Annotated in this window: 17 protein-coding genes; 8 read left to right on the plus strand and 9 right to left on the minus strand. The window is 62.6% G+C overall.

Annotated features, from left to right (window positions below):
• Positions 1-71: 71 nt before the first annotated feature.
• Together A3AC_RS0122195 and aspT are read right to left on the minus strand one after the other, a co-directional pair.
• On the minus strand, positions 72-1,736 hold the full coding sequence (locus A3AC_RS0122195; protein ID WP_025601493.1) for a bifunctional aspartate transaminase/aspartate 4-decarboxylase: 1,665 nt from the start codon (positions 1,734-1,736) through the stop codon (positions 72-74).
• A gap of 92 nt (positions 1,737-1,828) precedes the next feature.
• Positions 1,829-3,511, minus strand: coding sequence for an aspartate-alanine antiporter (aspT, locus tag A3AC_RS0122200; RefSeq protein ID WP_025601495.1), 1,683 nt, complete (start codon positions 3,509-3,511; stop codon positions 1,829-1,831).
• Positions 3,512-4,362: 851 nt separating this feature from the next.
• On the opposite strand from aspT, the gene A3AC_RS0122205 reads away from it, so the two are divergent.
• Positions 4,363-5,361: a 2-hydroxyacid dehydrogenase gene (locus A3AC_RS0122205; RefSeq protein WP_025601497.1), complete on the plus strand. Its 999-nt coding sequence runs from the start codon at positions 4,363-4,365 to the stop codon at positions 5,359-5,361.
• Between the two features lie 64 nt (positions 5,362-5,425).
• On the opposite strand, the gene A3AC_RS0122210 is transcribed toward A3AC_RS0122205, so the two are convergent.
• Positions 5,426-6,040: a plasmid fertility inhibition factor family protein gene (locus A3AC_RS0122210; RefSeq protein WP_025601498.1), complete on the minus strand. Its 615-nt coding sequence runs from the start codon at positions 6,038-6,040 to the stop codon at positions 5,426-5,428.
• Between the two features lie 94 nt (positions 6,041-6,134).
• Between A3AC_RS0122210 and A3AC_RS29480 the strand changes: the two genes are divergently transcribed.
• Together A3AC_RS29480 and A3AC_RS0122220 are read left to right on the plus strand one after the other, a co-directional pair.
• Positions 6,135-6,959 carry a crotonase/enoyl-CoA hydratase family protein gene (locus A3AC_RS29480; RefSeq protein ID WP_035475646.1) on the plus strand — a complete coding sequence of 275 codons (825 nt, stop codon included), beginning with the start codon at positions 6,135-6,137 and terminating at the stop codon, positions 6,957-6,959.
• 169 nt (positions 6,960-7,128) lie between these two features.
• A complete protein-coding gene (locus A3AC_RS0122220) occupies positions 7,129-8,295 on the plus strand; it encodes an MFS transporter (RefSeq protein ID WP_025601500.1) in 1,167 nt (388 codons plus the stop codon).
• 53 nt (positions 8,296-8,348) lie between these two features.
• Here A3AC_RS0122220 and fahA read toward each other — a convergent pair whose 3' ends face one another.
• From fahA to A3AC_RS0122235, 3 genes are read right to left on the minus strand one after another with little or no spacing between them, the layout of a single operon-like run.
• A complete protein-coding gene (fahA, locus tag A3AC_RS0122225; protein ID WP_025601501.1) occupies positions 8,349-9,650 on the minus strand; it encodes a fumarylacetoacetase in 1,302 nt (433 codons plus the stop codon).
• Positions 9,647-10,993 (minus strand): homogentisate 1,2-dioxygenase, encoded by a 1,347-nt coding sequence (gene hmgA, locus A3AC_RS0122230; RefSeq protein WP_025601503.1) that lies wholly within the window; start codon positions 10,991-10,993, stop codon positions 9,647-9,649. The genes fahA and hmgA overlap by 4 nt, the downstream gene beginning before the upstream one ends.
• 31 nt (positions 10,994-11,024) lie before the next feature.
• A complete protein-coding gene (locus A3AC_RS0122235) occupies positions 11,025-12,389 on the minus strand; it encodes an MFS transporter (RefSeq protein ID WP_025601504.1) in 1,365 nt (454 codons plus the stop codon).
• A gap of 337 nt (positions 12,390-12,726) precedes the next feature.
• On the opposite strand from A3AC_RS0122235, the gene A3AC_RS0122240 reads away from it, so the two are divergent.
• A complete protein-coding gene (locus tag A3AC_RS0122240) occupies positions 12,727-13,560 on the plus strand; it encodes an EAL domain-containing protein (protein ID WP_025601505.1) in 834 nt (277 codons plus the stop codon).
• A 24-nt stretch (positions 13,561-13,584) separates the two neighbouring features.
• Here the strand turns inward: A3AC_RS0122240 and A3AC_RS0122245 are convergent, their stop codons facing one another.
• Positions 13,585-14,370, minus strand: coding sequence for an IclR family transcriptional regulator (locus tag A3AC_RS0122245; protein ID WP_025601506.1), 786 nt, complete (start codon positions 14,368-14,370; stop codon positions 13,585-13,587).
• 92 nt (positions 14,371-14,462) lie between these two features.
• Between A3AC_RS0122245 and A3AC_RS0122250 the strand changes: the two genes are divergently transcribed.
• The gene (locus tag A3AC_RS0122250) at positions 14,463-15,653 is read left to right on the plus strand and encodes an acyl-CoA dehydrogenase (RefSeq protein ID WP_025601508.1); all 1,191 of its coding nucleotides are present in this window, start codon (positions 14,463-14,465) and stop codon (positions 15,651-15,653) included.
• A gap of 132 nt (positions 15,654-15,785) precedes the next feature.
• On the opposite strand, the gene A3AC_RS0122255 is transcribed toward A3AC_RS0122250, so the two are convergent.
• Entirely contained in the window at positions 15,786-16,424 is a 639-nt protein-coding gene (locus A3AC_RS0122255; protein ID WP_025601510.1) for a peroxiredoxin, read from the minus strand.
• A gap of 339 nt (positions 16,425-16,763) precedes the next feature.
• Here A3AC_RS0122255 and A3AC_RS0122260 point away from each other — a divergent pair, with 339 nt between their 5' ends.
• From A3AC_RS0122260 to A3AC_RS0122270, 3 genes are all read left to right on the plus strand, one after another.
• Positions 16,764-17,066, plus strand: coding sequence for a DUF883 family protein (locus A3AC_RS0122260; RefSeq protein WP_006047848.1), 303 nt, complete (start codon positions 16,764-16,766; stop codon positions 17,064-17,066).
• A 137-nt stretch (positions 17,067-17,203) separates the two neighbouring features.
• Positions 17,204-17,590 carry a phage holin family protein gene (locus A3AC_RS0122265; RefSeq protein WP_013338128.1) on the plus strand — a complete coding sequence of 129 codons (387 nt, stop codon included), beginning with the start codon at positions 17,204-17,206 and terminating at the stop codon, positions 17,588-17,590.
• 149 nt (positions 17,591-17,739) lie between these two features.
• Complete coding sequence (locus A3AC_RS0122270; protein WP_025601511.1) at positions 17,740-18,204, plus strand: DUF3318 domain-containing protein; 465 nt, start codon at positions 17,740-17,742, stop codon at positions 18,202-18,204.
• A gap of 31 nt (positions 18,205-18,235) precedes the next feature.
• Here the strand turns inward: A3AC_RS0122270 and A3AC_RS0122275 are convergent, their stop codons facing one another.
• Entirely contained in the window at positions 18,236-18,667 is a 432-nt protein-coding gene (locus A3AC_RS0122275; RefSeq protein WP_025601513.1) for a type IV pilin protein, read from the minus strand.
• Positions 18,668-18,674 lie beyond the last annotated feature (7 nt).

Here is an 18,674-nt window from a genome sequence, read left to right on the forward strand (position 1 = left end):
GCGCAAGTTTTTTGACCTTGCTTGACCAAACTGTGCCGCGAAGAGGCCCTCTCGGCACGCGTTGCGAGACGTCATTTCACGGCGTTCTTGTCGAGTTTCTTGCCGGTTGCCGCGTTGAAACGCTCTACATATTCCTCGATCAGTCGACGCATGGCCCGTCCGATCTGCCGGTAATCCGACTCGTTGAGGTTGGCGAGCGACACACGCCCCGACGGATGCTGCGTGCCGAAGCCGCGTCCCGGCAACAGCACGACACGCGCCTCGCGCGCGAGGCGGAATAGCAGTTCGGAAGGCTCGGTGTTGTCGAGCAGCCAGTCGACGAACTCGCGCCCATAGGCCCGCTCGCCGAGAAACTCCACGTCGAGGATCGTGTAGTAATCGACCTGGTTCGGATCGTCGTCGGCGAACGAAATGCCGACCTCTTCGTAGAGCGCCTGCTTGCGCTTGCGGATCAGGCGCTTGAGTGCATTCTTATATGCGTCGGGCGTGTCCATCAGCGAGAACAGCGAAAACAGCACCATCTGCACCTGTTGCGGCGTAGACAGCCCCGCCGTGTGATTGAGCGCCACGGTTCGGCTGTCAGCCACCAGACGGTCGATGAACTTGAGCTTTCCGGGCTCGGTCGTGATCGACTCGTAACGCTCGTGCAACTGCTTTTTCACGTCGTTCGGCAACCCGGCGATCAACCTGTCGAGTACGTTGTCGCGATGAGTCGCAATGGTGCCGAGCCGCCAGCCGGTCGCGCCAAAGTACTTCGAATACGAGTACACGAGGATGGTGTTCTTCGGCGCGAGCGCAAACAGCGACACGAAATTGTCCGCGAAGGTGCCGTACACGTCGTCGGTGAGGAGAATCAGGTCGGGCCGTTCCTTCACGATGTCGGCAATGTAGCGCAGGCTTTCGTCGTCGATCTTCACCGAAGGCGGATTGCTCGGGTTCACGAGGAAGAACGCTTTCACTTTCGGATCGCGCAGCTTGTCGAGCTCGCCCTTCGAATATTGCCAGCCGTTCGCGACGTCGGCCTCGAGATTCACGACGTTCAACTGGTAGTCGTTCAGACGCGGAATTTCAATGTACGGCGTAAAGATCGGCATGCCGAGCGCAATCGTGTCGCCCGCCTGGATCAGGTGATTTTCGCGCAGCGTATTGAAGATATAGGTCATGGCGGCGGTACCGCCTTCCACGGCGAAAACATCGAATTCGCCGACGAACGGATGCTGGCCGATCATCTCGCGGCGCAGGTACTGCCCCACAATTATTTCGGATAGCTTAAGCATGCGGTCCGGCACCGGGTAGTTCGATGCCAGTATCCCCTCGCACATCTCATACAGAAAGTCGCCGGCGGACAGACCCAACTGGTCGCGCACATACGACACCGCGCCGCGCAGGAAGTCGATGCCAGGCACGCCCTTGTTCTCGCGCAGAAACAGGTCGAAACGCTCCTCGAGCCCCTCGCGCCGCGGAAATCCGCCAACGCCTTCCGGCATGTAGGCGAACGAGCGCTCCGACTCGCGCATCGCAAAGAGCCCGAGTTGCCAGAAGCCGTGACGCGGAATCGTCGCGAGGAAGTTCGGATTGCCGCGGCCCGCGTTGAGCATTGCGACGTTGGCCGGACGCTCGACGACGCCGCCGCCCGCGGCCTTGATGAGCTCGTCCTTCAGTTCGAACGGACTGAGCGCGTCAAAACCCGCTTGCGCCATATCGCCACGTTTGCTGTCGCCCTTCTCTTTCGCCATGATGTGTTCTCCAATGAGCCAGATGAAAGCGCCGCCGCGCGTTGCCTGCGTGAGGCTGCGGCCGGCGCGAAGAGACCGATAAACCGCGTTTGCTAGACAAGCCCCACCACTAACGGCCCAAGCAAAGTCAACGCGACGTTTGCAATCGCATACGTAATGGCGAACGGCACGGTAGGCACCGCGCTTTCCGCCTTGTCGAGCACGCCGCCGAACGCCGGATTGGCGCTGCGCGAGCCCGTCAGCGCGCCCGCCAGAATGGCCGCGTTGTTGTAGCGAAGCACGTAGCGGCCGAACAGCATGGTGAGCACGAGCGGAAACAGCGTGACGAATACGCCGAGCAGGAAGATCGTGATGCCGCTTTGCCTGACGGTGACCACCGCCTGCAAGCCGGAATTCAGACCGACCACGGCAACGAAGGCCGCGAGTCCGAAGTCCTTCAGCAGCTGCGACGCCGCCGTGGGCATCACGCCGTACATCGGATGCTTGCCGCGCATCCAGCCGAACAGCAGGCCCGCGAGCAGGCAGCCGCCGCCGGAACCGAGCGTGAGCGGAATACCGCCGACATCGACGACGATCAGCCCGATCAGCAAGCCCAGCACGAGACCCACGCCCATGTAGATGAAGTCGGTCTTGTTGGTGTACGGCAGTTCGTAGCCGGCGGCTTCGACGGCGCGTTTGGTGTCTTTCGGCGATCCGTAGAAGGTGATGACGTCGCCGTGTTCGAGCTTCGTCTCGGGAAGAAGCGGCAACGGCTGGCCGGCGCGCGACACGCTCTGGATATACACGCCGTGGCGCATGTCGCGATCCACGATCTCGCGCGCGGCGGCAATCGTCGTGTGATTCATGCCTTTGCGCGTGAACACGCCTTCGCGCGTTTGCATGACGACGCCCACATCGCCGATGTCGGCAACCTCGCTGCCGTTCGAGCCGAACTCGACCACGGCTTCGCGGCGGCCCACCACCAGCACCACGTCGTCGGGCTCGAGGATCAGATCCGGCGTCGGATCCAGCGCCTGACCGCCTCGCTTGACGCGCTCGATCGTCAGCAGGTCGCGATGCAGCGTCTCGACCTGCTTCACGGATTTCCCTGCGCTCACGTCGATCCTGTACGCGCGTCCCACCAGTTCCGGCAGCGCGAGAAGCTGCCCAGGTCCGCGCGAAGCGCCGCCCGACGCGAGTTCGCGCTCGGCCTCGATGGATGCGTCGCGCAGGCTCTGTCCCATGAACTTCGGCAGGATGTTGACGCACACGATGATCGCGCCGAGCGAGCCGAACACGTACGTCACCGCGTAGGCGATCGCGACGTCTGACTGCAGCGCCTTGACCTCGTCGGCGGGCAGGCCGAGGCGCGCAATCGCGTCGCCCGCAGTGCCGATGATCGCGGACTGTGTAAGTGCGCCGCCCGCAAGGCCGGCCGCGAGCCCCTTGTTCAGATGGAACAGCTTCGCGCACACCACTACGGTGATCAACGCCGTGACGGCGAGAAAGACCGCCATCGCAATTTCACGCAGCGTCTTGCGGTTCAGCGAATTGAAAAAGCCTGGCCCGGAGTCGTAACCGACCGCATAGATGAAGACGGCGAACATGACGCTTTTCACACCGTTGTCGATCGTGACGCCCGCCTGGCTGATGACGACGGCCGCAAGCAGTGAGCCCCCGACGCCGCCCAACTGGAACTTGCCGAAGTTGATCTGGCCGATGAAGTAACCGGCCGCCAGCGATAAAAACAGCGCCATCTCCGGTGATTTCTGAAAGATGTGATGTAGCCAGTCCATCATGCCCTCGCTAGTTGGTTTGTCATACTAATTGCATGGTGCTGCCGGGCGCGTGCGACGACGCGAACCCGTTTAAGCTGGCTTGCCGGCGCGATAGGGAACCGCCGGAACCTGCGTCGGTAAATGCATGTTGCGGAGTACAGGAGCGAGCGTGACAGCCGGCCGATATTGGCAAAGCATTGTTGGCCATCCGTCAATGCGGGCGTAAAGGGGATAACGCAGGGGATAACGCAGGGCATAACGCAGCGCATAACGCAGGGAATAACGCGATATGCGCGAGATAGCCGGCAAGACGGACGTCGATACGAAAGGCAGGACGCAAATAGCCGATTACAAGGCTCGTGAATGGCGCGATCTCCGGTTGAGGCTTCAGCAATTCACCGCTCATGGCAGGTAACCGATTTACGTGTTCGTTCGCAATTTGCGCAAAATAGATCGGCAGTCAAATCGTGCACACCTTTCCTTCGAGTGTGATCTGCCTCAACTGCAGACAACAAAACTAAACCAATTAAGCGTCATATCGCACATGTGTTTTTGCGCAACATGAATGCGGCATTGCGTCGCTGGGTCATTAAAGGTCCGGCTGCAAGCCGCACTGCAAGCCCGACTACCTCACGATTTTTCACGAGCTTTTTTAAGTTATGTAAGTTTAGTAGGCCTGTCAATGCTATTTTTTCCGTCATTAATCTTGAACTTCGCAAAACGTGGACCTAAGCAAAACATGTTCTCATGCACTTGTCGGATTGCCGATTACCATAACTTCGTTATACTCATTCGCGCGAAGCGGGCTGCGTCGGCCGCATTGAGCGGAAAATGAGCGCGCGCCCGTACGCGATTTTCTGGAGTAAGCAATGCGCATGATTCTATTCAGTAGCCGCCAATACGACGTCGAGACTTTCACTGAAGCCAATGCCGCGCATCGCTATGAACTGCATTTCCAGGAATCGCATCTGGATAGCGAGACCGCCGTTCTCGCGCACGGCTATGAGGTGGTGTGTCCGTTCGTCAACGATCTGATCGACGCTGCCGTGCTGGAACGTCTGCATGCGGGCGGCACGCGCATGATCGCTTTACGCTCGGCAGGCTTCAATCATGTCGACCTTGCGGCCGCCGAGCGTCCTGGCATTGCCGTCGCTCGCGTGCCCGCTTATTCGCCGCACGCGGTCGCCGAGCATGCTGTCGGCCTGATCCTTGCGTTGAACCGGCGCATTCCGCGCGCCGTCGCGCGAACGCGTGAAGGCGATTTCTCGCTGCACGGACTGCTTGGTTTCGATCTGCATGGCAAGACAGTCGGTGTGGTCGGCACCGGCATGATTGGGCGCGTGTTCGGACGCATCATGGCGGGCTTCGGCATGCGCGTGCTTGCGCACGATCCCGGCACGCCCGCCGACGACCTGCTCGCGCTCGGCGCACGCTACGTCGCGCTCGACACGCTCCTGGCGGAATCGGACATTGTCAGCCTGCATTGTCCGCTGGTGCCGGCCACATACCATCTGATCGACGCGGCCGCGCTCGCCAGGATGAAGCGCGGTGCGATGCTGATCAACACCGGGCGCGGCGGGCTCGTCGAAAGCAACGCGCTGGTCGGCGCGTTGAAGGACGGCCAGCTCGGCCATCTGGGGCTCGACGTGTATGAGGAAGAAGGCGGGCTGTTCTTCGAGGACCATTCGAATCTGCCGCTGCAAGACGACGTGCTCGCGCGTCTTCTCATGTTTCCGAATGTGATCGTGACCGCGCACCAGGCATTCTTCACGCGCGAGGCAATGAACGAGATCGCGCAGACCACGCTCGCGAACGTCGCCGCGTGGCAGGCCGGCGCGCCCCGCAACGTGGTACGCGCAAACGGTTAGCTCCGTCTGTTCAACGCACTGGGCCCACCGGCGGCGCATCCGGCGCATCCGGTGAACCGAACACCTACACGCTGCCCGCGTTGAGCGTAACCGGACGGATCGCCGTGCGGGCGTCGTCCGGTGCACCGCACATTTCGCGCAGCAACGCGGCCTCGCGCTCGTGCACCTCGACGGGAAACCAGCGCGCCCCAGCCTCGGCGAGATAGCGCGCCCGATGCTGCCCGTTGCGAAACGCCACCACGCCCTCGCGTTGCAGACCCAGCCACCCGAGCAAGCCGGGCGCACGGCGCGTCCAGATGGTCACGTAGGGCATCTGCGGAATGCGCGGGTTGTCCGGGTCGAGGAACTCGCGAATGCCGCGCACTTTCCCCGCATGCCATTCGGCGACGGGCTTCAGCACATAATCGGTGTTGTCGCGATCGGCGCACGCAAGCAGCTTGCGCGCGTCGACGAGCACGACCTGATGCCGCGTGCCGTCGGCGACGAAGACGCGTTTCAGACGCACATGGTCGTACCATGGATGTCGCTCAAGCGGCACCATCCACACTGGTTCAGCGCAGGTCCGCGCATCCGCGGACGATGGATTGGATAGAGGCAAAGGCAGATTCGATAAGCCGGCAGCAGTGCGCCAGCGCGTTAAAAGAGCGCTAACGCTACGAGTCGAGTGTGAAAGAAGCATGTCAAGCCACGGTATTAACTGCTCTGCATGAGCGCTGCACAGGCGCCCGAACGAACAAGCGGACGGGCGGACGCGGACCTTCAAGGACACGACGATGATTGGCAGCCGAAATTTCAATCAGTATGTGCGCATTGAGGCTAACCACGATAACGGCGTAGCAACGATCGTGCTTGAGCGCCCCGAGCGCCGTAATGCCGTCGACCGTCACGTCGCCGATGCGTTGAGCGCTGCCTTCCAGTGCTTCGAGGCCGAGCCGGCGTGGCGCGCGGCCGTGCTGTTCGGCGCGGGCGGCACTTTCTGCGCGGGCGCGGACCTGAGCGCGCTCGCCGACGAAACTCGTCGCAACGAGATAAGCGCGGACGGCAGCGGCTCTGGACCGATGGGACCGACGCGTATGAATTTCACGAAGCCGGTCATCGCGGCAATTTCTGGCTATGCAGTCGCGGGCGGACTCGAACTGGCGGCAATGTGCGACCTGCGTGTCGTCGAGGAAGACGCGGTGCTCGGCGTGTTCTGCCGCCGCGTCGGCATTCCGTTGATCGACGGCGGGACTATCCGCTTGCCTCGGCTGATTGGCCTGTCGCGCGCGCTCGATCTGATTCTCACTGGCCGCGCGGTGAGCGCCCAGGAAGCGCTGGACTTCGGCCTCGCCAACCGTGTAGTCCCCAAAGGTGAGGCGCGCGCGTCGGCAGAGCAACTCGCGGCTGAGCTGGCGGCGTTCCCGCAGGCGGCGCTTCTGGCCGATCGGCAGTCTGTGCTGGAAAACAGCATGCTGGAAAATTTCGCCGAGGCACTGCGGCGTGAGGGCGCCGGTGGATATCAGGCGGTATTCGATGAGGGCGTCGCGGGCGCCGCGCGGTTTATAAAAGGCGCTGGGCGTCATGGCGAAACGCCAGGTTCGGGAGATACCGACGGATAGCATCGGCTGGTGGCTTCAAAAACAACACCCGCACCGGCGCCGGGCACTATCGTTTTGACTTAGGTAGAATCCCTGACTTCTTTGCTCCCCACGGCGCACGCGCTCTCGTCCCGAAAGCGCGCGCCGGCCGCGCGACGCCTGCCGCCGCGCCGACTCATAGTCCGCCGCCATGCCTTTGCCTCTGCTTGCTCTCGCCGTTGCCGCCTTTGGCATCGGCACTACTGAATTCGTCATCATGGGGCTCTTGCCCGACGTCGCCCGCGACCTGGCGGTTTCGATTCCGGCGGCCGGCATGCTGGTTTCGGCTTATGCGCTTGGCGTGACCATCGGCGCGCCGATCGTGGCGATCGCGGTCGCCAACATGCCGCGCAAGAAAGCGCTGATGAGCCTGATCGGCGTATTCATCGTCGGCAATCTGCTGTGCGCGCTCGCGCCGGGCTACGCGGTGTTGATGGCCGCGCGAATCGTCACGGCGTTCTGCCACGGCGCGTTTTTCGGAATCGGCTCGGTGGTCGCCGCCGGGCTTGTCGCGCCGAACCGCCGCGCGCAGGCCATCGCGCTGATGTTCACCGGCCTCACGCTTGCCAACGTATTAGGTGTGCCGCTCGGCACCGCGCTCGGCCAGGCTGCCGGCTGGCGGGCGACCTTCTGGGCGGTGACTGGCATCGGCATCGCCGCGGCCGCCGCGCTCGCAGTCTGCCTGCCCGCGAAGATCGAGATGCAGCAGGCGAGCCTCGTGCGCGAGTTCAGCGTGCTGAAGAACCCGCAGGTGCTGATGGTGCTCGGCATCAGCGTGCTGGCATCGGCCAGCCTCTTCTCCACCTTCACCTACATCACGCCGATTCTCGAAGATGTGACCGGCTTTACGCCGCACGCGGTCACGCTCGTGCTGCTGCTGTTCGGCCTTGGGCTGACCGTTGGCAGCACGCTCGGCGGCAAGCTCGCCGACTGGCGTCTGATGCCTTCGCTGGTGGGCTTTCTGTTCGCCATCGTCGTGATCCTGACGATCTTCGCCGGCACCATGCACGCCGAAATCCCGGCGATGATCACCATCTTCGCGTGGGGCGTTCTGGCGTTCGCCATCGTGCCGCCGCTGCAAATGCTGATTGTCGACCGCGCGAGCGACGCGCCGAATCTTGCGTCGACGTTGAACCAGGGCGCATTCAACCTCGGCAATGCAACGGGCGCGTGGCTCGGCGGCATGGCAATCGGCGCGGGTGCGCCGTTGACCAGGCTGCCGTGGGTTGGAGTGGCGACATCGATTGGCGCGCTGGCGCTGACGCTGTGGTCCGTGTCGATCGAACGGCGCTCACAGCGAGTGGCAGTGGTGGGATAAGAGCTGCTGTGAAAGCGCCGGCCGGCTTCGTGCGACGGCCGGCGCGCTTCGCGTCACTCCCACGCCGCCACAATCTCCCCCACACACGTGCCAAACCCCACGCGATAACCCTCTCCCTGGCACCAGCCAGCGAGCGTCAATTCATCGCCGTCTTCGATAAAGCTGCGCGTGCCGCCCTCTTTCAGCTCGAGCGGCTTCTTGCCGTTCCACGTCAGCTCGAGCAGGCTGCCGTACGAGTCTTCCGTTGGACCGCTGATCGTGCCCGAGCCCATCAGGTCGCCCACTCGCGTGTTGCAGCCCGACACCGTGTGATGCGCGAGTTGCTGCGCCATCGTCCAGTACATGTACCTGAAGTTGGTCCGCGTGATCGTCGTTGCCTGTTTGGCGCCTTGGGGACGCAGCTTCACTTCCAGCACGATGTCGAACGCGTGGTCGCCGTCATGCCGCAGGTATGCAAGCGGCTCGGGCTCCTGCACCGGCTGCGCGACGCGAAAAGGCTCGAGCGCATCGAGCGTGACGACCCATGGCGAAATGGTGGTCGCGAACGTCTTTGCATTGAACGGACCGAGCGGCACATATTCCCATTGCTGGATATCGCGAGCGCTCCAGTCATTCAGCAGCACCATGCCGAAGATGTGCGCTTCGGCGTCCGCGCACGCAATCGGCTCGCCCAACGCATTGCCGCCGCCGATCACAAAGCCCGTCTCCAGCTCGATATCGAGCTTGCGGCACGCGCCGAACACCGGCCGTTCCTGATCGGGCAACTTGAGTTGACCATTCGGCCGACGCACCGGCGTGCCGCTCACCACCACCGACGACGCGCGTCCGTTGTAACCAATCGGCATCTCCGACCAGTTCGGCAGCAGCGCATTCTTCGGATCCCGAAACATGCAGCCGACGTTCGTCGCGTGTTCTTTCGACGAATAAAAATCGGTGTAGCCGGGAATCTGCACGGGCAGATGAAGCCGCGCATCGGCCGCGCGCACCAACGCTTTGGCGCGCAGCGCAGCGTCGTCGCGCAAGGTGACCGTCTCCCGCGCAAGCAGCCTGCTCAACTGGATGCGCACGCTGCGCCACGCGTCGCGGCCCAGCGCGATGAAGTCGTTTAACGTGTCGCGCGCCAAAACGTCGGCGGTCGACGGCACCTTCAGCAGCCCCGCCGCCTGCAATGCGGCCAGATCGACGATTTCATCGCCTATCGCCACGCCTACGCGGCGCGCAGGGTTGCTCGTGTCGCTGAAAACGCCGAACGGCAGGTTCTGGATCGGGAAGTCGTGACTCGGCTGGTTGGCCGACTCGACCCAGCTTTTGCGCAACGGATCGAGCGTTGCCTGAAGATCGCTCACTGCGCTCATCGTTGCTCCGGATCGAAGTGTTTCTTGAGACCTTGCCAGCACTCGTAGTAGTGCGCCTGAAGTTGCGCGGTTTCGAGTGCAAAGCGCGTCGGCTTGATCAGCGTGCGCGTTTCGAACATGAAGGCCATGGTGTCGCCCACCTTGTTCGGCTTCGACGTGTCGCTGTGAGACGCTTTCTCGAAGGTCTCGGCGTCGGGGCCGTGGCCCGACATGCAGTTGTGCAGGCTCGCGCCGCCCGGCATGAAGCCCTCGGCCTTCGCGTCGTACACGCCATGCACGAGGCCCATGAATTCGCTCGCGACATTGCGATGGAACCACGGCGGGCGGAACGTATCTTCCGCGGCGAGCCAGCGCGGCGGGAAGATCACGAAGTCGATCGCGTCGACGCCCGGCGTGTCGCTTTGCGATTGCAGCACGAGAAATATCGACGGGTCCGGGTGGTCGAAGCTGATCGAGCCAATCGTGTTGAAGCGCCGCAAGTCGTATTTATACGGCGCGTAGTTGCCGTGCCACGCCACCACGTCGAGCGGCGAGTGGCCAATGTCCGCGCGCCACAGATTGCCGTTCATCTTCGCGACGAGTTCGAAGTTGCCTTCGCGGTCCTCGTAGGCGGCATGCGGCGTCAAGAAGTCGCGCGGGTTCGCAAGACCGTTTGAGCCGATCGGACCCAAGTCAGGCAAGCGCAGCAACGCCCCAAAGTTTTCGCAGATGTAGCCACGCGCGGCGCCGTCCGGCAGGCTCACCGTGAAGCGCACGCCGCGCGGAATCACCGCGATTTCGAACCGTTCGACGTGAAGCCGGCCGAGTTCGGTCGCGATATCGAGACGCCCTTCCTGCGGCACGATCAGCAGTTCGCCGTCCGCGCTGTAGAAGAAGCGGTCCGTCATCGAGCGATTCGCTGCGTACAGGTGAATCGCGCAGCCGCTCATCGATTCGGCGGCGCCGTTGCCCGCCATCGTCACCCAGCCGTCGACGAAATCAGTCGGCTCAGCCGGCATGGGCAAAGGATCCCAGCGCAGCTGGTTGGGCGGCGTCGGCGGTACCTCGGCGAAATTGGCGACAAGCCGCTCTGAAGGCAGCGGCGCGAACGGCTTGTGCACCGCCGCCGGACGGATGCGGTACAGCCAGGAACGCCGGTTATGGCCTCGCGGCGCGGTAAACGCCGTGCCCGACAACTGTTCGGCATACAAACCATAGGCGACGCGTTGCGGCGAATTGCGCCCTTCGGGCAAGGCGCCCGGCAAAGCCTCCGTCGCGAATTCGTTAGCAAAGCCGGACTGATAGCCGGGCTCGATCTCGAGCCGCGAGTTCAGCGTATTCGGCTGACGTGTTGGGGTATCCATGCGAGGTCCTCCGTTGATACTGTTTTGTGTCTCACGCAGTTTGCGGCTCCGACGGGCGGCTGCGTTGCCGCGTCGCCGCCGCGAGTGCGACCACCAGCAGCGCGGAACACAGCACCGGCACGGCGGCCGCATGAAAGAGCGATTCGTTCGACCAGTTCAGCGCAATCAGTTGCCCGCCGACGAGCGGTCCTATCACCGAGCCGATCCGCCCGATGCCGAGGCTCCAGCCAATGCCCGTCGAGCGCAACGTGGTCGGATAGAAGTGGCCGGCCAGCGCGTTCACCGCCGGCTGTCCGCCGACCACACAGAAGCCGCCCGCGAACACCACCAGCAAAAGCCACGGCAACACATGCGCGACGGTGCCGATGGTGCCCACGGCGAGCGCCGCGCCCGCAAAGCACACGAACAGCACGCGCACAAAGCCGAAACGTTCGATAAACCAGCCGAGCATCAACGTGCCCACCACGCCGCCCGTCTGCAACACGGTGCCGACGATCACCGCCGTGCCCGGCGAATAACCGGCCTCGCGCATCACGGTAGGCAGCCAGTTCGACAGGAAGTACAGATCGATCAGGTTCATGAAGCTGATCGCCCAGAGAATCAGCGTGACAGGCGCGCGGCCCGCGCGGAACAGCTCCGCCACCGGCGCACCGTCATTGCCCTTTTCGCGCACCACGACGCGCGTGTCGGCGTCGATCTGCAGGTTCGGATTGAATCGCGCGAGCCAGCGCAACGCGCGGTCGCTGCGGCCCTTCAGCACGAGAAACTGCAGCGATTCGGGCAGCAGCGCAAGCATCGCAACGGCTAGTAGCAGCGGCACCACGCCGCCGACCCAGAACACCGCGCGCCAGCCATAGGCCGGAATCAGCGCGGCGCTGATGAAGCCGCCGAGCGCCGCGCCCAACGTGAAGCCGCAGGACACCAGCATCATGTGCTTCACGCGATGCGCGGGCGTCGAGAATTCGCCGACGAGCGCCATCGCGTTCGGCATGATGCAGCCGAGGCCGAGGCCCGTGATGAAGCGCAGCGCGATCAACGCGGGAATCGTCGAGACAAAGGGCGTGGCGAGCATCGACAGCGCGAAGAAAAACGTCGCGCCGATCAGCACCGGACGGCGGCCGATGCGGTCGGCCAGCACCGACAGCCCCAGCGCCCCGAGCAGCATGCCGAGCAGGCTCGCGCTGAAAACCGGACCGAGCGCGGCCTTCGACACATGCCATTCGCCGATCACGCTCGGCGCCACGTAGCCCATGGCCTGCGCGTCGAAGCCGTCGATCACGAGGCACAGCCCGCACAGGGCGAGCAGCATGAACTGGAACGCAGGGCGATGCGTTTCGCCGAGCACGCGCTCGACTTCGATTACGTTGGGGGTTGCTGGGGCCCGCTGGGCGCTCATTGAGTTGTCTCCGGGTGTGGTTGTCGTAAGAACTGCGGTTGCCGAAAGATCTGAAGCCGGCGCACTGCGTGTCGCGCGACTTCACCGCCGCATTGCCGGTGCAGATGCCGACGCCAAGAATTTACGCATAGTAAAACGAATTACGATATGTGAAATTAACGTATACCCTGACGCAGACGCCGAAACGCGCGGAAGCCCACGCAGACAGGCGTTCGGCGGATATGGTTATGAGCATTTTGTTCATGTGACGGCGGCGGGGACTGCTACCATCGAAGAATGCGGCGCACGCGCCCTGTTCCGGTGCCCAACGCGCCACCCAAGTATTCCACTCGCCTAAATGATTCCGCCGACCATCCCCAATCTCGTTGCGCGCGCTTCCGAGCATCCTTTTCTCGGCAAACACCTGGCGATGGCGCGCGGCCCCCACGGAGACATCGCCCTCGCGCGCTTTACCGACCTCGAATTGACGAGCGCCTACGAGCCGATCTTCGACATCAGCGTGCACGCGCTGGCGCAGTCGATGTCGTCGGATGTGGAAAGCGTGGATCGTTTCGGCGATGAGCTGGGCTTCCAGGCGGTCACGCAGCGGCTCGACGCCGCGCCGTTCGACCTGTTCGAGGCGTGCGACCGCATCGCCGACGATCAGCAACTGGTTGCGCTCGACCGCATGTCGCGCGCGCTGCATGCGATCAATTTCTTCGGCGCGCAGCGGCACGGCCTGCTGTTTCTGCGCGTGCACGAGCGGCTATTGAAGAGCGTGAAGTACGACCACGGCCGCCATTTCTCAAGCGTGCTGATGTCGTTCGGCTTGAATCCGTCGAGGATAGTGATTGAATTGCCCGCGGCCGCCGTCGCGCATAAGACTTTTCTCGGCTATCTGACGAAGAGCTATCAGCACTACGGCTTCAAGGTGGCAGGCAATCTGTCCAACGCGGGACAGATTCTTTCGGTGTCGGACACCGCCCGGCTCGATTTTCTCAAGATGGATGCGGCGGTCGCGTTGCGCGACGCAACGGTGAAGCCGCTAGTCGGCTATGCGAGCCGGCTGCGCATCCCGCTGATCTTCAACCGCGTCATGGACGAACCGCAGTTCGAAGCGCTGCAGCAATACGATGTGCGCTTCGTGCAAGGGCCGCTCTTCAACGCGCACTATCACGACCGCGCGGCCTGAGTTCGGCCCGAGTTCGGACACACTTCAGCCGGCGTCGCCAAGGCGCCGTGCAAGCGCCTTCAACCGCGGCGCCACTTTCTCGCGAAACACCTCTTCTCCCATCGACGAAGCGGGCCCGCTGCAGCTCAGCACGAGCCAGCGTCCTTCACGCGGCTCGCGAAAAGGCACCGCGACGGCGTTCACATCGTCGTGCCAGGCGCGAAACGAATAGCAGCAGCGCTCTTTCGCGAACGCGGCGATTTCCTTCAGGGCGTCGGCGACCAGCGCCGCTCCGCCCTTGCCCGCCGCTTTCTTTAGCTCCGCAAGCAGCGCGTCGCGCACGTCGGCTGGCTGCACGGCGAGATAAGCGCGGCCCATCGAACTCGTCAGCATCGACAGTTTCGAGCCTGGTGCGAGGCCGAGCGTCAGCGCAGTTTCGCTGCGAATGGTGTCCAGATAAATCATGTCGAGGCCGTCGCGGCAGCCAAGCGAAACCGCCGCGCCTACTTCGCGCGCGAACGTGCGCATGTGCGGACGCGCGAGTTCCAGCGTGTCCGTGCCCGAAAGCAGCGCGAAACCGAGCGACAGCACGCCCGCGTCGAGCGCATATTTGCCGAGCCCCTCGTCGAGCCGAAGATAGCCGAGCACCGTCAGCGTATAGGCAAGGCGGTTGACCGTGGCCTTCGGCAAGCCGGTGCGTTCTACGAAATCGCGGTTGCCGAGCATGGTTTCGCCTGGCCTGAAGGCGCGCAGCAGGTCCAGCCCGCGAGCGAGGGCGACGACAAATTTCCGTTCGTCGAGCGGTTCGGTGAAAGTGGCTGCGGGCGTCATAGGGTGATACACTCGGGTGTCGTTTGCAAAACATTGTTTCGCATAGCGGAACTTAAGTCAAGCCTGCATAGGCAAGCATCAGGAGATACGTCATGGCCGAGGCCGCGCAGTTTCACTGGGAAGACCCTTTGCTGCTGGATCAGCAGCTCACCGAAGACGAACGCATGGTGCGCGACGCAGCCGCGGCCTATGCGCAAGACAAGCTCCAGCCGCGCGTGCTCGAAGCCTTCCGTCATGAGAAGACGGACGTGGAGATTTTCCGCGAAATGGGCGAACTCGGCCTGCTCGGCCCGACCATTCCCGAGCAATACGGCGGGCCGGGGCTCAACTATGTGGCGTACGGCCTGATTGCGCGGGAAGTGGAGCGCGTCGATTCCGGCTACCGCTCGATGATGTCGGTGCAGTCCTCGCTCGTCATGGTGCCTATCTACGAATTCGGCTCCGAGGCGCAGAAGCAGAAGTACTTGCCGAAGCTCGCCACCGGCGAATGGATCGGCTGCTTCGGGCTCACCGAGCCGAACCACGGCTCCGATCCTGGCAGCATGGTGACGCGCGCGAAGAAAGTCGACGGCGGCTATTCGTTGTCGGGCTCGAAAATGTGGATCACCAATTCGCCGATCGCCGATGTCTTCGTCGTGTGGGCTAAGCTCGAAGAGAACGGCAAGGACGCGATTCGCGGCTTCATTCTCGAAAAGGGCTGGAAGGGACTTTCGGCGCCGACTATCCATAGCAAGGTGGGCTTGCGCGCGTCGATCACGGGCGAGATCGTGCTCGACGAAGTGTTCGTGCCGGAAGAGAACCGCTTTCCGGAAGTCAGCGGCCTGCGCGGGCCGTTCACGTGCCTGAACTCGGCGCGCTATGGCATTGCGTGGGGCGCGCTCGGCGCGGCGGAGGCCTGCTGGCACACTGCGCGTCAATATGTGCTCGATCGCAAGCAGTTCGGCCGGCCCCTCGCGGCCAACCAGTTGATTCAGAAAAAGCTCGCCGACATGCAAACCGAGATCACGCTCGGCCTGCAAGGTGTGCTACGCCTCGGTCGCATGAAAGACGAGGGCACAGCGGCCGTCGAGATCACGTCGATCATGAAGCGCAATTCGTGCGGCAAGGCGCTCGACATCGCGCGGCTCGCGCGCGACATGCTGGGCGGCAACGGCATTTCGGACGAGTTCGGCATTGCGCGGCATCTGGTGAATCTGGAAGTGGTGAACACGTATGAAGGCACCCACGACATTCACGCACTGATACTGGGCCGCGCGCAGACGGGGATTCAGGCGTTTTTCTGAATGCTGTGGTGACGCGCTGGGTTGTTGGCGGCGCTTATGCGCTTATGCATAGGTGAAAAAAGGCCGGTTCGTGAACGAACCGGCCTTTTTCGTTGACGTAACGCGCCGTTTCTTGACGCGCTCAGCGCAAGCTTACTTGTTCGGCTGCGGCGTCATACGCAAATACGGACGCAGCGCCTTATAGCCCTTCGGGAACTTCTGCTTGATTACTTCTTCGTCCTTCAGCGACGGCACGATCACCACGTCGTCGCCCTGCTTCCAGTTGCCGGGCGTGGCGACCGAGTGGCTGTCGGTGAGCTGCAGCGAATCGATCACACGCAGCACTTCGTCGAAGTTGCGCCCGGTGCTCGCCGGGTACGTGATGATTAGACGCACCTTCTTCTTCGGATCGATCACGAAGAGCGAGCGCACCGTGAGTGTTTCGTTCGCGTTCGGGTGAATCATGTCGTACAACTCGGACACTTTGCGGTCGCCGTCGGCCAGAATCGGGAATCCGACATTGGCCGCCTGCGTTTCATTGATGTCCTTGATCCATTCGTTATGCGACTCGGCACTGTCGACCGACAATGCAATGGTCTTGACGTTGCGCTTCGCAAATTCGTCGGCAAGCCTGGCGGTCAGGCCGAGTTCGGTGGTGCAGACCGGCGTGAAGTCGGCGGGGTGCGAGAACAGCACACCCCAACTGTCGCCGAGCCATTCATGAAACTTGATGCGCCCGATACTCGACTCCTGCTCGAAATCCGGTGCGATATCGCCAAGACGTAGACTCATGTGCATCTCCTTAAGGTATCTGGACAACCAGCGCGGGCTTCTGCCCGCAGGTTTCGCAAAGATAAAGCATACGGCAGCGCGCGTGTATGCCGAACCAACATTGGCTCACTACTTTATGCGGTTTTGTAATTTTCGACGATTTAGTGGAAACTTTGCGGGACAGATCAACTCCATCATGCATTAACATCATCTGCGAGTTTGGTCAGTTGTTGTTGGGAGGGGTTTCGCCTCGCCGGGAACGGTTCGTGCGTTCGCCTGGTGCAACCGGGCAGTGCCTCGCCAGTCGCCGTTTCTTTGGTTACGATTCACGCGTGGCGTGACACGAAGGGGGAGCTGTCAATGTCGGAAGTCAATAAGGAGAGATTGATGTCGGATATCAAAACCGTCCTCGCGGACGCGGAAGACCTGTTGAAGCAGGCCGCAAGCGCAACGGGCGAGCGCGCTTCGGAACTGCGCGAAACGGCGCTGTCCCGTCTGAAGCAAGCCAGGGAAAAAGCGGCCGACGTGCAGGTCGTCGTGGTCGAGAAAGGCAAGAAGGCTGCCCGTGCAACCGACGACTACGTCCACGAGCACCCATGGGCATCCATTGGCATCGCCGCGGGCGCCGGCGTGCTGCTGGGTCTCCTGATCAACCGCAAGTAACACTGCGCGCTGCCGGAACAGTCTGATCCGGCATGCGATCCAACCGAGTTGACCGGCGCATGTCCGGCCGGTCCGCTTATCCCGGCGCGCACGTTTTCTCCGCGTCGCTTAGGCCAATCCGCGCAACGCCCATAGCCATGACGATCGACACACAATCGCAGCGCGAACAACATAGTCCATTACGACGCATCATCAGTTCGGTGTCGGCCATTCTGCAAACGCGCCTTGAACTGATCGGCATTGAACTGGCCGAAGAAAAGGATCGCCTGCTCGGCGTGCTCTTCCTTGGCCTCGCGGCGATGATGCTGACCACCATGGCCCTGATCGCACTCACTGCGCTGGTGGCCATTGCATTCTGGGACACCTACCGTTGGCAGGCGCTTGCCGGAATCACGCTCGTTTATGCCATTGCAGGGCTGGTATGCGCACTCAAGGCGCGCAGCGGCTTGCGCAATGCGCCGATGGTTTTCGAGGCCACCATCGCCGAATTCGAAAAAGACCGCGACGTATTTCGCAGGCCTTAGCGCGACGAACGCGTGCAACGCGACGGGTTGCCGCGCCGTTTATGAACCGTTGCCAACCGCGGCCGTTTGTCCCCGTTTGTCCCGTTTGTCGCGATGTTTTCCGGGTCGTTCGTCATGCCGTTCCTGCTCTCTCACTGCCCCGACACGCCATGAGCCAAAGCTACTCGAGTACCGCATACCGTAACAAGCGCCAGCCGGCGCGAGACCTGAGCGCACCGCAACTGCGAGCACTGCGCAAGGAACTGTTGCTCGTGCGCGCGGACGTCGAGCGCATGGAATTCGCCCAGGCCACGATGGAATTGCGCGAGGCCGTCACGCACTTTAGCTGGCTGAGATTCATCGTGCCGGGCTTTGGCGGGCTACGCATGGGCAGCGGAGCCAAGGCGAGCTTTCTGAACGCAGGGACCATTGGCGCTCTTCTCAAGCAATATCCACTCATCAGTTCTCTCGTGTCGCTGGCGCTTGCCAAACCGCTGCGCGCGACGGTCACAGCCGGTGCGAAACCCGCACTGAAGTGGGGCAGCCTGGCGTTCGCGGCTTGGGAAGCGTATCGCGTCTGGCAGCAGATCAAAGGCGAGTCGCGCCCTTCTGGCGGTTCGGGCGACCAGGGTTGAAGTTGCTGCACCCGGTTGATCACAGCACGCGTTAGCTCGTCCCCCAGCATTCTGCGACGGGCAGCGCCGAACCGTTTGAGCCGCTCCGGTTGCTTCGCAGCCCGGTCGCGTCGAGCGTGAATACGCCGCAGGGGTCATCTCGCATCGGCCCTGATTCGTCGGGGACCGCTTCAATCGCATAGCCGCCGTTAGCATCGTCCGCCGGCAAGACGCGCACGCGATAAACAACCGCACCGGATTGCGGCGCCTGGTCAAAGCCCGGCGGAAGCGCAACAATGCTGGCGCTTGCGGCGCCCTCGACGAATTGCGCCGTCCTGAACAGTGCCGATGCCGCGTCGATCCTGTGGGTTCGCGCGACGTGGCTGCGATACGAAGGCACGGCGAACAATGCCAGTACGGCGACTATCGCGAGCGTGATTACCAGCTCGAGCAAGGTGAATGCGAACATGTGCAGTCTTCTCATCTAGACC

It is taken from the genome of Burkholderia sp. WSM2230, assembly GCF_000472445.1.
Taxonomy (GTDB): domain Bacteria; phylum Pseudomonadota; class Gammaproteobacteria; order Burkholderiales; family Burkholderiaceae; genus Paraburkholderia.